Here is a 13,545-nt window from a genome sequence, read left to right as displayed (position 1 = left end):
TTCCTACGGAAAACGTTTACATCTTCAAAAGACAAAGGTTTACGTTGTGAACGTAAACCTTTGTCTTTGATCAGGAAATCTGATCCATCGTGACCAGCGAAATATCTTTCCGGTCGAGGTCGTAGAGCGGCTTGTAGGCAGAATTTGGATATTGCCAGCCGTCTTCCCCCAGTTCATAGAGCAAAGGAGCGAGGTTTTGGACAGCGGCTTTGCAGCCTTGGACAATGGCGCCCATCTTGCCGGTTTGCTTGGAGAGGACAGCTTCATTTTCGATTTCAAAAGGACCGTTAAATCCTTTTTCCTTCAGGATGTTCACAAAAGCCCGCCAGTCCATCGAGTCCCCCAGTCCAAAACCGGGAAGCGTTGCTTCGTAATGGTGCCGATCCCAAGGATTTTTGCTGGAAGGAAGTCCGAGTTTTTCAGCCCACTCCGCCCGAATCTCTTGCATCGGGTACATATTTCCCCAAAAGGGATCGGGATTGTTTCGGGTGGATTTGACGTGAATACGCTTAAGACGACTCATGTCTGTGTTGCGGATGACTTCCACCGGATCTGTGTGCTGCCAGACATCGTGAGAGGGATCGTAGATTTCCCCGTGATTTTTCTCCGGGACGAGTTCGTACATGAGTTTGCGGGCTGCAAGGACTCCAGTGAAGTTGTTGAACGTGCCAAAATGGCCAGAACTTCTCCAACCTTCCATCGGGCAGTTTTCATACAGGACAGTGACTCCGAGGCTGTTTGCATAGCGGATGATCGGGCCAAAAACCCGCTGGTATTCCAGTAAGTTTTTTTCGAACCCGCCTTCCTGATTGCCCATTTCGTGGTTGTAGCCGACGAAAGTTCCGACTTTGACGTCGTTTTCATCGCCCCCCAGCAGGTAGGCGATGCGGATGAGACGAAGTAGGTGGTTTTGGTTTTTGACCCGATGGATGGGGTCGCCGCCGATCAGGTTTTCAAAAGCTCCGATCGAAAGCTGGAGTTTGGCACCGTTGAATTGATCAATCAGTGCCTTTGCCTGATCCGGGCCAAAGTTTTCGTAATCCAGATGTGTCGCCACAAAATCGTCTCTGGTTCCGTCCTTTCTGAACACGCAGAGGTCCAGGCCCTGTACACCGATTTCGATTGCTTTTTCGACCGTTTGATCAAGATTCAGCTGATCAAAAGCGGACGTCATGATCCAGATAGGGTTTGCCATGGTTTTTGAGGTTTGCTAAAAATAGGAATTGATCCAATCCCTGGAAATTGATTCTTGGATAAATCGAATCCAAAAGGGTGATTTTTGGTTTATATTTAAGTAAACGACATGTTTTATGAATATTGAGGAAAGAAAACTAAAGCTGATCAATAGGGTGAAGGAACTTAAAGACGAAAATACCCTTGATTTTCTTGAGGCCTATTTCGGTCAGAAACCGTATCCTCTCTCTCAGGACGAGCTTTTGGACCGGGCAATGGTAGCAGAACAAGATATCCAAAAAGGTAAGTATCTGAGCCAAGACGATTTGGAAAAAGATTCTCAAAATTGGTAAGATGAGACTGTTTTGGACTGAATTTGCCAAAAACGAGTTAAGAGAAATCCATCGGTATTATTCTCGAAAAGCCAGTCCTCAAGTAGCCAATCGGATTAAATCTGAGATTTTTACAAAAGTGAAGCTCCTTATTCTCCGGCCTGAACTTGGGCAAATTGAGTTGAATTTGGAGAGCACAGGTCTTGGCTTTAGGTATTTGGTAGCTGGTAATTTTAAAATTATTTACAAATCAGAAGGAGATGACATCTTCATCACCGACATTTTTGACACGCGTCGTGATCCGGAAAAGATGAAGCGAGCTAATTCTTAGCCCTCAGAATACCTCCTCCTGATCTCCACCTTTAGCTTTTGTCGTTCCCAAAGTGCTTTTGCCAAATCGGCCGCGACTTGGTCGGGTTCGGATTCGTGAAGGATTTGCTTCAGCTTGTTTTCAGAGAGGTCGATTCGGTAGCAGATCTGCAGCAGCCGTTCCAGGTTTCGGTCCATCAATTGACTGATGGCTTTGGCAAGGACCGCAATTGCTTTTTCTTCCGAAAATCCTTCGATGACCTCAGGTAGTTGAAAGTCCTTGGTGACCAGTGTGTAGGTTTCTGTGGAGATGGACGGATCCATAGGCGATGAAAAAAGCCCCGAGTTTGAGGTCGGGGCGGGGAAATTACGCTTCTTTTTGTTCTTCGGAAGTTTCCTGAAGGACTTCAGGAGCAGCTTTTCGGATGAGCTGATACCATGCGTTGAGCTTTTTGATATCCGAGGTATAGACTCTCGCTTCGTCAAACTCCGGAAGGATGGACTTCAAGAAAGCTCTCAACTCCGCATCCGATGAACCTGGCTCGATGCCGGTATCGCCTTGGTATTCGGCTTCGATTTTTTTCATCACAGACTCGAGCGGTTCGGCTCCTTCTTCAGTCAGGGTATAGATCGAGATATCACTTAGGATGGATACGCGCATCGACATTCCAGCTATCAATTTGGACTTTTTCTCATCCAATGACTCCAAGATGACTCCTGAACGAGTTGGCTTTATTACAGTATACAGTCCCGGCTTACCGGCTACTGAGGCTATGTCTTTGAAATTCATGTGTAAATTATTTTCAGGCTGCAAATATAGAACTATCGATCAATTTGTCCGCTCGGCTTCGTATTCTGCGACTAGTTCGTTGATGAAGGTCAGGACTTGGTCTTTTCCGCCGCCTTTCTCCGCAGAGGTGACGAAGTAATCGGGAATATCTCCGAAGATATCTTCCAGCTTGCTGAGGAAAGCCTTGACGTTTTTGTCGGTTTGGGATTTGGACTGCTTGTCAGCTTTGGTAAACGCAACCACAAACGGCACATCTTCCTCTCCGCACCAATTCAGAAATTCTAGATCAATGGTCTGAGGCTCCAGGCGGCTGTCGATGAGGACAAATACGCCGCAGAGATTTTCCCGGGAAGTCAGGTAGGCACTGATCATTTGCTCCCATTTTTCCTTGCGGTCTTTGCTGACTTTGGCAAATCCGTAGCCTGGCAAATCCACCAGATACCAGCGATCATCGATCATGAAGTGGTTGACTAATTGGGTCTTTCCCGGTCTTTGAGAGGTCTTTGCCAGTTCTTTGACGCCGGTCAGCATGTTGATCAGGGAGCTTTTGCCCACGTTGGACCGGCCGATGAAGGCGATCTCTGCCCGATCTGGTTTGGGGCATTTGGTGGGGTCGGTGTTGCTGACCACAAATTGTGCTTTTCGGATCATAATTTTTCTGTTCGGTGCAAAAATACGCTTTTATTTTAGAAGGCCTTGGAAGGGTAAAACCGCAACAATTTTCGATTCCTCGGGTTTCTGTAGTAATATTGCGCACCAAAGAAGATCCGTGATGGCCGTAGTACCCTACAAAGACAAGCAAGACTCCAAAAAAGAACAAGTAGCCGAGATGTTTAACAACATCAGCGGTAAGTATGATCTGCTCAACCATGTGCTGAGTATGGGGATCGACATTGTCTGGAGAAAAAAGGCGGTTAAACTCCTGAAAAGAGACCAACCCAAGCTGATTTTGGACATTGCGACCGGGACGGGAGACTTTGCGATCGAAGCTTTGGCGCTGAATCCAGAGAAAATCATCGGCGTGGACATCTCGGAAGGAATGCTCGCCGAGGGGAAAAAGAAGATGATCAAGCGCGGACTTCAGGACAAGATCGAGATGCAGCTGGGCGATTCCGAGGGATTGCTTTTCGAGGATAATAAGTTTGATGCAGTCATCGTTTCCTTTGGGGTCAGAAACTTCGAAAATTTGGAAAAAGGCCTCGCAGACATGTATCGTGTGCTGAAACCGGGAGGCAAGACGGTAATCCTGGAATTCAGCAAGCCACAGGGTTTTCCGATGAAGCAGGCTTATGGCTTTTATTCCAAGATGATTTTACCTCAAATCGGCAAGATTGTATCCAAAGACAATTCTGCTTATACTTATCTTCCTGAGTCAGTTCAGGCCTTTCCGGATGGAGAGGATTTTCTGGCAGTTTTGAAAAAAGTCGGATTTCACAGCACTGTATGCAGACCACTCACTTTCGGAATCAGCTCTATCTACGTCGGACAAAAGTAGGATTTCTGATTCTGGCATTTTTTGGAGTTAGTTTTTCCGGAGTTTCTCAGGGCTTATTTGGCTTGACTAGCACGGCTGGATCCGATAACAAGACTATTTCCTACGGGTTTTTCCTAGCTGGTCATACATCCACCTATCAGATCAAATATTCGGAACAATTTTTTGACCCTGCCAACGCTGCCAACAACCAAGTCTACTCGATCTATCCCAAATACACACCGGGATTTTCGCTTGGCTTTATCGGAATTTTGAGACTGCACGATCAGGTCAATTTGCTGCTGACTCCCAAGATTGCGTTCTATGAATACCGCGCGGATATCAATTACTATGATACATATGACGTGGCCCTGCCCGAGGGACCTCCACCGTTGGGCTATCGCACCGAAGAAGTGGTGAACGAAGCGACAATAGTGGAGATTCCGCTGCTATTCAAGTACCGATCCCAGCGGTTCAACAATACCCGGATGTACTTCATCGGTGGCGCCAGCTATCAGTTTCGTACCAAAAGCCAGGACGAGGCCAACCTTGACCCCATCGTCACCACGGGACAGGATTTCGCCATTGAAGCAGGGATGGGATTTGAGATCTACTTCAAGTATTTCAAGTTTGCTCCCGAGATTCGATTTTCCCATGGGCTGAACAATATTTACTACGCGGAGAAAACTCCCGCGGAAATTCGCGATGTGATCTCTTCAATAAAACGCAAGGGAATCACCATCTATCTGAACTTTCAGTAGATCCCGAGCGAAGTACTTTTCCGAAATTGTTTGCGTAGAAATCCGCCGTTTCCATCGGTAGCAGGATTTACAGGGGTAGCAAAGCAGAAGTTTATTGTTATTTTGAGGCGGACTGGAAGCGTTTCTTCCAGTCAGATAGTTTCTGCCCATATAACCTCTAGCTCAACCCATGAAATCCAAAATCTGGAACATCATCGTTCTTGCCGTGCTGATCGTTTCGGTCGGCTCTTTTCTTTTTCTCTTTGTCGAAAATAAAGTGACGCCGAAGCTTGGCAGCGTACCTTTCGTCTTCTGGGCCGGATTGCTGGTGGCGATCTTGTTGGTCGGGTTGACTTATCTTGGGTCGGTTTTTTTCCCTCATGAAGAATCCAAGAAAGTATGACGGGCTGGTTGATTTTCTTTTTCACGCTCTTCCTGGCCTCGCTTGGCTTTGCTTCCTACAAGTCTTATAGCAAAAACAGAAGCTCGGATGATTTCATGCTTGGCGGGTCGAACATTGGTTCAATCCTTGGGTTTCTTACTTTCTCCGCCGCCTTGTTTAGTGCCTTTACTTTCATGGGAATGCCGGATTTTTTCCGGACCCACGGCGTAGGGGCGTGGATATTTTTGGCCGTTTCCGATGCTTTGATGGTGTTTATGCTGATTTGGTTTGGCTTTGCGCTGCGCAAAAAAGCTTCGCAAGTCGGATACAAGGGAGTTGCCGGATTTGTACAAAGTTGCTTTCAGAATAAGTGGGCTGGGTACCTTGTGTTTATCAGTTCCTTCTTATTTCTGATTCCCTACGTGGCGATTCAGGTCCGTGGGATTTCCATCTTTCTCAGTGCGGCTTTTCCTGACCTGATTCCCGACTGGGGCTGGTCGGCGGTTCTGGTAGTGCTCATGTTGATTTATTCCGAAATCGGCGGCTTGAAAGCCATCATGTACAGCGATGCGATCCAGGGTGTGATCATGTTGGCGGTGATCTGGATCATCGGATTGACGTGTCTGAGTATGGCCGGAGGCTTGGAAGCCGGCTTGGCCAAAGTTGAAGAAAGCAATGCAGCGCTACTTTCCCTTCCCGGCCCCAAAGGACTGTTTTCAAGCCCCTTTCTGATCGCCTCGGCTATTGCGATCGTGCTGATTCCGGTATCTCAGCCTCAGTTTACGACGCGGTTGGTGGTACTGAAGAGCCTGAAGTCGGTTCACAAGATGGCTTACGCGGTTGGGATTTTTGCGATCCTGGTCATCCTCCCGACCGCCTTTATCGGCCTTTATGGCGCGGTGAAATACCCTGACGTTCCCACGGCAGAGTTTCTTTCTGCGGCCTTGCTTTTTGATCAGGCTAGTCCGGTGGCGGCCTTGGCGGTGGTCGGGCTGTTTGCCGCTTGTCTTTCCACTACCAATGCGCAGATCTTTGCCCTGGGCACCGAGCTACGCTCTTTGCTCTCAGGTTCTGACAAAGGCAACATGCGGATTACACAACTGGCGATCTTGGTTTTCTCATTGATTGTGCTGGGATTTTCGACGATTATGAGCGATGAATTGGTCATGTTGGCAAGAGTCAGCTTTGCTGGAACCTCTATGATCGCCCCGGTTGTGCTGGCGGCGGTTATCTTCAAAAACCCTCCCAAGTCGCTGCTTATTCTGTCGGGCTTGGCGTTGACTTATTTTGTTTTGTCATTGCTCGGGTTGGTGCCAGCGGGTTTTGCTGGATTGCAGACCGATGCGGCCATGTATTGCATCTTGATTCCGGTGTCAGCAGTCATTATGATCGCCCACCATTTTACCCAAAAAAATACCCATGAAGCTTAATCCAACTTCTGCGATTGCTGATTTAACATCCCATTTGCCGCGTTTTTGGGAGCTGTCTGGTCAGAAAATTCGACTGATCGAGGATTCTTTTGATACGAAAAATGGCGCCCCGGTTTTCACCGAAAAAGGCAAATATGTGACCCGGGGTTGGACAGAATGGACCCAAGGTTTTCAGTTTGGCTCAGCACTGCTGCAGTTTGACGCGACTGGGGAAAGCGAGTTTCTGGAAATCGGACGCAGAAATACCGTCAACAAGATGGCTCCCCATCTGACCCATATCGGTGTGCATGATCACGGTTTCAACAATGTAAGCACCTATGGGAATCTCCTTCGCCTCAGCAACGAGGGCAAGATCGAAGCCTCTGACTGGGAACGCGAGTTTTACAAATTGGCCCTGAAAGTCACTGGGGCGGTGCAGGCTACCCGCTGGACGACGATTCCCGGCGGCGGATTTATTTACTCTTTCAATGGCCCTCATTCGCTCTTCGTCGATACGATCCGGAGTTGCCGTGCCTTGGTCGTTTCGCATCAGTTGGGGCACTTACTTCAGGCCGAAAATGACAAACGTATCTCTCTGATTCAACGGGCGATCCAGCACATCCTGAGTACGGTTCGCTTTTCGATCTTTTATGGAAAAGGCCGTGACCGCTACGACATCGCCGGCCGGACAGCCCATGAGATCATCTTCAATACCAATGACGGTAACTACCGCTGTCCTAATTCCCAACAGGGCTACACAGGCTTCAGTACCTGGACCAGAGGCTTGGCTTGGGCGATTTGCGGCTTAGGGGAGACGCTGGAAATCCTTGATCAAATCTCTGAGGAGGACTATACGGACGTTATTTCCAAGGCAGATCTGGTTGCGGAGCTTTCGCAGGCCGCGATCGCTACCGCTGAGTTTTACCTGGCTAATACACCGACTGACGGGATTCCTTATTGGGATACCGGAGCGCCAAACTTGCATAAGATGGGAGACTATCTCAACCGCGCCTCCGATCCTTTTAATGAGTTTGAGCCAATCGACAGTTCGGCTGCCTGTATCACCGCGCAGGGCCTGATCCGCATCGGGAATTGGCTGAAGAGCTCTGATCCCGCTCGCGCTGAAAAGTATCAAAAAGCCGCTTTTCAGATCGCTGGAGCACTTTTCTCCGAACCTTATCTCTCGACAGATGCGGGCCATCAAGGCCTGATTCTGCACTCGATCTACCACGAGCCCAATGCTTGGGACTATGCGCCAGAACCCGGAAAAGTAGCTCACGGCGAGTCCAGCATGTGGGGCGATTACCACGCTCGCGAACTAGCCCTTTTGCTCCAGCGAATGCTGAATGACCAACCGTATTATTCTTACCTAAACTGCGTACCGAAATGAGTGGAAAGTACAAGCCCCCGTTTCCCCGGATTGCGCAGCTGAAGACGGCGGAGCTTTTTGCGCAGCATCTGGAGAAAAAAAATATCCAGCTAGACTTCGACGCTGAATTGATCCCCGGTGCAGATTCTCCGTTTGGAAAAGCACATACACTGCGATCTGGGCAGAAAATCGGCAATGCTATGTGCATCCTGCCGATGGAAGGCTGGGACGGAACCGAAGATGGAAGGCCCACCGAACTGACCAAAAGACGTTGGCGGAACTTTGCGCTCAGTGGAGCCAAGCTCCTCTGGGGTTGTGAGGCCGTGGCCGTGAGACCCGAAGGCCGTGCCAATCCCAACCAGCTCATGCTGAACGAACAGACCTTTCAAGAGTTTGTGGATCTCTTTCAACTCCTGCAAAGGACCCATGAGGAGCAATTCCAAGATACTTCGGATCTCTTGATCGGCTTGCAGCTCACCCACTCCGGACGCTTCTGCAAGCCAAATGACAAGAAAAAGATGGAGCCGAGGATCTTGTATCCCCATCCAGTTTTGAACAGGAAATTTGGTTTGGCCGAGGACTATCCGCTCATGTCGGATGCCGAGATTGATTCGATTATAGATGATTATGTCAAAGCGGCTGTCTTGGCGCAAAAGGCCGGATTTCACTTCGTGGACATCAAGCATTGCCACGGCTATCTCGGGCATGAGTTTCTAAGTGCCTACGACCGGGAGGGGAAATATGGGGGGAGTTTCGAGAACCGAACCCGTTTCTTGAGAGACATCGTTTCGGGCATTCGTGCTGCAGCACCGGGCTTGGAGATCGGTGTTCGAATGAGCATTTTCGACTGGGTGCCTTTTCAAAAAGGCCCTGAGGAAACCGGAGTTCCCGCCCAAAACCGACCTTATCGTTATGCTTTCGGAGGAAAGGAAAGTGGAACAAGCGCTGATATGCAGGAGTCATTTCTTTTTCTGCAAGAACTGGAAAAGCTGGGTATCGAGCTCTTCTGCACCACCGCCGGAAGTCCGTATTACAATCCGCACATTCAGCGTCCGGCTCTTTTTCCGCCTTCGGATGGCTACCTGCCGCCCGAAGATCCTCTACTCGGAGTGGCTAGGCAGATTCAGGCGACAGCCGAAATCAAGAATGCTTTTCCCGGACTGTATGTGATCGGCTCGGCTTATTCCTACCTTCAGGAGTGGCTTCCGAATGTTGGGCAAAACGTTTTGAATGTTGGAAAGGCGGACTCCATCGGTTTTGGCCGAATGGTGCTGAGCTATCCGGATATGCCTGCGGATATCATTTCCGGCAATGGATTGAAGCGTGCTAAAATCTGCCGTACCTTCTCGGATTGCACCACGGCACCGAGAAACGGGATGATTTCCGGGTGCTATCCACTGGATCCTTTGTATAAAAAAATGCCTGAATACGAGCAATTGAAAGCACTGAAAGGAGAATGAGAAAGGTAGCTTTAATCACAGGAGGCACCCGCGGCATTGGGCTGGGAATCGCCAAGAAACTGGCTCAGGAAGGAATCGACCTGGCTCTGAATGGCGTGAGACCAGAATCCGACATCGTGGAGGTTCTGGATGAGCTTCGCAAAAGCGGAGTTCGTGTGGAATATTTTCCCGGGAATATCGCGGAAAAAGCCGACCGGGAAACCATCATTGCTGGAGTGAAAGACAAGTTTGGATCACTCAATTTCTTGGTGAACAATGCGGGCGTAGCACCTCGAGTCAGAGCCGATGTGTTGGAAGTTGCCGAGGAAGATTTTGATCACCTGATGGATATCAATCTGAAAGGGACCTTTTTTCTGACGCAAGCTTTTGCAAAATGGATGATGGAAATCCGAAAGTCAGATGAAGACACTCCACTTTCAATAGTGTCCATCACTTCCGTTTCGGCGGTTCTAGCCTCCACCAACCGCGCTGCCTATTGCATGGCGAAGGCCGGACTGTCGATGATGTCACAGGTTTTGGCCGTCAGACTGGCTGAGTTTGACATTCCAGTCTATGAAATCCAGCCGGGAATCATCGAGACGGATATGACGGAGAAAGTGAAAGGAGTCTATCAAGATCGGATTCAAAACGGCCTGACTCTGGAGCCGCGGATGGGTAAACCAGAAGACATCGGTAAAGCCGTGGCTGCGCTGCTTCGTGGAGATTTGCCCTATGCGACGGGGCAAATCTTGGCCTTGGACGGCGGACTGATGGTTGGGAGGCTTTAATCTTTTCAAAATGACTTTCAATTCCCTATTTTGGAAGTCATGAAACCCCACCTTAAAACCGAAATCCTTGCGGGGATTTCCACTTTTCTAGCTTGCTTCTACATCATCATCGTCAATCCTGCCATCCTTTCCCAGGCAGGAATGCCTTTTTCGGCGGTGCTCACCGCCACGGTTTTGGTGGCGGCGTTTGGCAGCTTGATGATGGGGCTTTATGCCAAAAATCCAATCGTCGTTGCTCCCGGCATGGGCATTAACGCCTTTTTCACCTACACGGCTGTGATGGGATTCGGGCTGAGTTTCGAGGAAGCTCTCGGCGCAGTCTTCTGGTCGGGTGTGATCTTTCTGATTCTATCGGTTTTCCAGACCAGGGAAAAAATCATTCAAGCCATTCCGCCCGCCATCCGTCACGCCGTCTCTGCCGGGATCGGCTTGTTCATCTGCTTCATCGGTTTCCAAAATGCCCACTTCATCGTAGACAATCCCGCGACACTCGTCGGTATGTTTTCCTTCAAAGATCCCGTGACGCTTACCTTTCTGGCGGGGTTACTGTTCACAGGAGGATTGCTGATCCGAAAGGTTTCCGGGGCGATCATCTTCGGCATTCTGTTTACCACGGCCTTGGCCTGGCCGATTGGTAGAGTCTGGGGAGACGCTTCGGCGTTCAACTTCGGCGTTTCCACGCTTGTCAACTATACCGGTTTTTTTGCCTGGCCGGATTTCAGTCTGGTAGGCAAAGCGGACATCCTAGGCTCTCTGCGATATGCCCATATACCAGTCATATTTGTGTTTACGTTTACGATTTTGTTTGACGGGATCTCTACTTTCGTGGGGCTCGCAGAAGCTTCCGGTCTCAAGGATCCGGACGGGAATCCCAAGAATATGCGCAAATCTCTCCTAACGGATTCGGTGTCCACGCTCTTTGCAGGGCTGGTGGGGAGCAGCTCGGGGACAGCTTTCATCGAGTCAGCAGTGGGAATCGAGGAGGGCGGCCGAACCGGCGAAACGGCGATTACCGCTGGCTTGCTCTTTTTGCCTTTTATGTTTTTTTCGCCGCTGCTTTCGGTGATTCCCTCGGTCGCCAGTTCCATTGCTCTGGTCTTGGTCGGCTCTTTTATGGTGGTGCCGCTGACCAAGATCGATTGGAAAAATCCCCAAGAGGCATTGCCTTCTTTCTTGACCATTGTGCTGATTCCTTTTACTTATAGCCTGTCCGTTGGGATTTCTTTTGGGTTTATCAGCTGGACCGTTTTGAAACTTATCACTGGAAAAGTCTCAGAAATCAATCCCATCTTGGCCATCATCAGTGTACTTTCGCTCTTCTTCCTATGGCTATGAAAAAATGCTACCTACTGTTTTTCCTTTGCGTATTTTCCTTTTCAGTCTCTGCCCAGCGGATCGCGATCATGGGTGCTATGGATCAGGAAATCGCGATTTTGATTGACTCAATGAAATCTGTCAAGAAAGTGAACAAAGGCGGAATTGACTTTTATACCGGGAAATTGAAAGGGCAAAAGATAGTGCTGCTAAAAGCCGGAGTTGGCAAGGTGAACGCGGCGTACAGTACGGCGGTTTTGATGGAAAACTACGAGCCCGAGATGTTGATCTTTACAGGAGTCGCCGGAGGACTCCACCCGGAGGCGATGCCAGGAGATATTGTGATTGGAGAAAAGTTGGTTCAGTTCGACTTTGGTCAGGTGGATTCGACTGGCTTTACGGTTTGGCCTTTTCGCAAACTTGGCGGAGGGACTCACGACGATCTTTTCATTGAGGCTGATGCAGATTTGGTGGCCAAAAGTGCGGCCGTAGCCAATCGGGTCGAGTTGGAGCCGATCTCGGGACGGGAGCCAAGAGTCTTTTCCGGAGTGATATCCACGGGAGACATCTTTGTCAGCAGCAATGAAAAAGCCGTCGGGCTTTACGAAGAATTTGACGCCCTAGCCACCGAGATGGAAGGCGCGGCCATCGCCCACATCTGTAGGACTCTCGATATTCCCTTTGTGATCATCCGATCTTGCAGCGACAATGCCAACAACCACGCCCGGGTCAACTTCAACCAGTTCGTCGGTCCGGCTTCGGTCAACTCTGCCCGAATTGTGATGGGGATATTGGAAGAAATGTAGTGCAGTGTTCAGTTTGCAGTCTCAGTTTTCAGATCACTGAAACTGCAAACTGATTACTTCAAAACCTCCCGCGCGATCACAATCTTCTGGATCTCAGATGTGCCCTCCCCGATGGTGCAAAGTTTGGCGTCCCGATAGTATTTTTCCACCGGATAGTCTTTGGTGAATCCATAGCCGCCGAAGATTTGTACTGCGTCGTTGGCGACCGAGACGGCGGCTTCCGAGGCAAAGTATTTGGCTTGGGCTCCCGCGAGTTTGACGTTTTCTCCCCGGTTTTTCAGATCAGCGGCTTTGAAAGTCAACAGTTTTGCCGCCTCAAGACGCGTAGCCATGTCGGCGAGTTTGAAAGAGATTCCCTGAAAACTGGAGATGGGTTTGTTAAACTGCTGGCGCTCCTTGGAGTACTGAATGGACGCCTCAAGTGCCCCCTCGGCAATCCCGAGCGATAGTGCGGCAATGGAGATTCTGCCTCCGTCGAGGACTTTCATCGCCTGGATAAATCCCTCGCCCACTTTTCCCAAGACCTGACTTTCATGCACTTTGCAATCTTCAAAGACCATCTCCGAAGTCTCTGAAGCTCGCATCCCGAGTTTGTCTAGTTTTTTGCCGCCCGTAAATCCAGGAAGGCCTTTTTCGACGATGAACGCCGTCATTCCATGGCTGTCTCCAACCTCCCCGGTTCTGGCGATAACTACCGCCACATCGCCGGAGACACCGTGAGTAATGAAGCTTTTTGTCCCGTTTAGGATGAAATATTCTCCTTCTCTCTTTGCCACCGTGCGCATGTTTCCGGCGTCCGAACCGGTGTTCGGCTCGGTCAGTCCCCAAGCGCCCAGCCATTCACAGGTGGCGAGTTTGGGTAGATAGTTTCGTTTTTGTTCTTCGCTGCCAAAGAGCGAAATATGACCCGAGCACAGCGAGTTATGGGCGGCCATGGATAGGCCAATGGATGGATCGAGTTTCGAAAGTTCAAGTATCGCGGTGACGTATTCATGATAGCCAAATCCGGATCCGCCGTATTCGGTGGGGATCAGGACACCCATGAGGCCGAGCTCGCCAAGTTTCTTAAAAAGTGACAAAGGGAAATGTTGCTGATCATCCCATTCCCTGCGGAACGGCGTGATCTCTTTGGCTCCAAAGTCGCGGATCATCTGAGCGATCATCCGTTGATTTTCGTTCTCGGCAAAATCTAACATGTAATTCTTGGGTCTATATCTGTTCTA

Annotated in this window: 16 protein-coding genes; 11 read left to right on the top strand and 5 right to left on the bottom strand. The window is 49.6% G+C overall.

All coding sequences use genetic code 11. The annotated features are described in order from the left end of the window. Positions 1-70: 70 nt before the first annotated feature. Positions 71-1,195 (bottom strand): sugar phosphate isomerase/epimerase family protein, encoded by a 1,125-nt coding sequence (locus G459_RS0112145; RefSeq protein ID WP_026967899.1) that lies wholly within the window; start codon positions 1,193-1,195, stop codon positions 71-73. Positions 1,196-1,310: 115 nt separating this feature from the next. Between G459_RS0112145 and G459_RS0112140 the strand changes: the two genes are divergently transcribed. Then, a complete protein-coding gene (locus G459_RS0112140) occupies positions 1,311-1,526 on the top strand; it encodes a hypothetical protein (protein WP_026967898.1) in 216 nt (71 codons plus the stop codon). Between the two features lies 1 nt (position 1,527). After that, positions 1,528-1,836 (top strand): type II toxin-antitoxin system RelE/ParE family toxin, encoded by a 309-nt coding sequence (locus G459_RS30625; RefSeq protein ID WP_035455805.1) that lies wholly within the window; start codon positions 1,528-1,530, stop codon positions 1,834-1,836. On the opposite strand, the gene G459_RS0112130 is transcribed toward G459_RS30625, so the two are convergent. Genes G459_RS0112130 through yihA form a run of 3 tightly spaced genes read right to left on the bottom strand, consistent with a single transcriptional unit; the run spans position 1,833 to position 3,255 of the window. Continuing rightward, positions 1,833-2,138, bottom strand: a complete 306-nt coding sequence (locus G459_RS0112130; RefSeq protein WP_026967896.1) for a hypothetical protein — start codon at positions 2,136-2,138, stop codon at positions 1,833-1,835. The two genes, G459_RS30625 and G459_RS0112130, sit on opposite strands and share 4 nt — an antisense overlap. A gap of 43 nt (positions 2,139-2,181) precedes the next feature. Further along, entirely contained in the window at positions 2,182-2,604 is a 423-nt protein-coding gene (locus G459_RS0112125; protein ID WP_026967895.1) for a DUF5606 family protein, read from the bottom strand. Positions 2,605-2,643: 39 nt separating this feature from the next. Continuing rightward, positions 2,644-3,255, bottom strand: coding sequence for a ribosome biogenesis GTP-binding protein YihA/YsxC (gene yihA, locus G459_RS0112120; RefSeq protein WP_035455802.1), 612 nt, complete (start codon positions 3,253-3,255; stop codon positions 2,644-2,646). A 121-nt stretch (positions 3,256-3,376) separates the two neighbouring features. Here yihA and ubiE point away from each other — a divergent pair, with 121 nt between their 5' ends. The 9 genes from ubiE (at position 3,377) to G459_RS0112075 (ending at position 12,322) form a co-directional block, all read left to right on the top strand. Then, positions 3,377-4,099 (top strand): bifunctional demethylmenaquinone methyltransferase/2-methoxy-6-polyprenyl-1,4-benzoquinol methylase UbiE, encoded by a 723-nt coding sequence (gene ubiE, locus G459_RS0112115; protein ID WP_026967893.1) that lies wholly within the window; start codon positions 3,377-3,379, stop codon positions 4,097-4,099. Beyond that, on the top strand, positions 4,048-4,836 hold the full coding sequence (porT, locus tag G459_RS0112110; RefSeq protein ID WP_026967892.1) for a type IX secretion/gliding motility protein PorT/SprT: 789 nt from the start codon (positions 4,048-4,050) through the stop codon (positions 4,834-4,836). The genes ubiE and porT overlap by 52 nt, the downstream gene beginning before the upstream one ends. A gap of 169 nt (positions 4,837-5,005) precedes the next feature. Further along, positions 5,006-5,218 carry a hypothetical protein gene (locus G459_RS0112105; RefSeq protein WP_026967891.1) on the top strand — a complete coding sequence of 71 codons (213 nt, stop codon included), beginning with the start codon at positions 5,006-5,008 and terminating at the stop codon, positions 5,216-5,218. After that, positions 5,215-6,627, top strand: coding sequence for a sodium:solute symporter family protein (locus G459_RS0112100; protein ID WP_026967890.1), 1,413 nt, complete (start codon positions 5,215-5,217; stop codon positions 6,625-6,627). Before G459_RS0112105 ends, G459_RS0112100 begins: the two co-directional genes overlap by 4 nt. Beyond that, the gene (locus tag G459_RS0112095) at positions 6,617-7,996 is read left to right on the top strand and encodes a glycoside hydrolase family 88 protein (protein ID WP_026967889.1); all 1,380 of its coding nucleotides are present in this window, start codon (positions 6,617-6,619) and stop codon (positions 7,994-7,996) included. Before G459_RS0112100 ends, G459_RS0112095 begins: the two co-directional genes overlap by 11 nt. Next, complete coding sequence (locus G459_RS0112090; RefSeq protein ID WP_026967888.1) at positions 7,993-9,435, top strand: oxidoreductase; 1,443 nt, start codon at positions 7,993-7,995, stop codon at positions 9,433-9,435. The genes G459_RS0112095 and G459_RS0112090 overlap by 4 nt, the downstream gene beginning before the upstream one ends. Then, the gene (locus tag G459_RS0112085; protein ID WP_026967887.1) at positions 9,432-10,202 is read left to right on the top strand and encodes a 3-ketoacyl-ACP reductase; all 771 of its coding nucleotides are present in this window, start codon (positions 9,432-9,434) and stop codon (positions 10,200-10,202) included. The genes G459_RS0112090 and G459_RS0112085 overlap by 4 nt, the downstream gene beginning before the upstream one ends. A gap of 39 nt (positions 10,203-10,241) precedes the next feature. After that, on the top strand, positions 10,242-11,537 hold the full coding sequence (locus G459_RS0112080) for an NCS2 family permease (RefSeq protein WP_026967886.1): 1,296 nt from the start codon (positions 10,242-10,244) through the stop codon (positions 11,535-11,537). Further along, positions 11,534-12,322 carry a 5'-methylthioadenosine/adenosylhomocysteine nucleosidase gene (locus G459_RS0112075; protein ID WP_026967885.1) on the top strand — a complete coding sequence of 263 codons (789 nt, stop codon included), beginning with the start codon at positions 11,534-11,536 and terminating at the stop codon, positions 12,320-12,322. Before G459_RS0112080 ends, G459_RS0112075 begins: the two co-directional genes overlap by 4 nt. 53 nt (positions 12,323-12,375) lie before the next feature. Here G459_RS0112075 and G459_RS0112070 read toward each other — a convergent pair whose 3' ends face one another. Beyond that, complete coding sequence (locus tag G459_RS0112070; protein ID WP_026967884.1) at positions 12,376-13,518, bottom strand: acyl-CoA dehydrogenase family protein; 1,143 nt, start codon at positions 13,516-13,518, stop codon at positions 12,376-12,378. Positions 13,519-13,545: the final 27 nt, after the last annotated feature.

The sequence above is a fragment of the Algoriphagus terrigena DSM 22685 genome, from assembly GCF_000429445.1.
Taxonomy (GTDB): Bacteria; Bacteroidota; Bacteroidia; order Cytophagales; family Cyclobacteriaceae; genus Algoriphagus; species Algoriphagus terrigena.
This window is presented reverse-complemented; position numbering and strand designations above follow the sequence as displayed.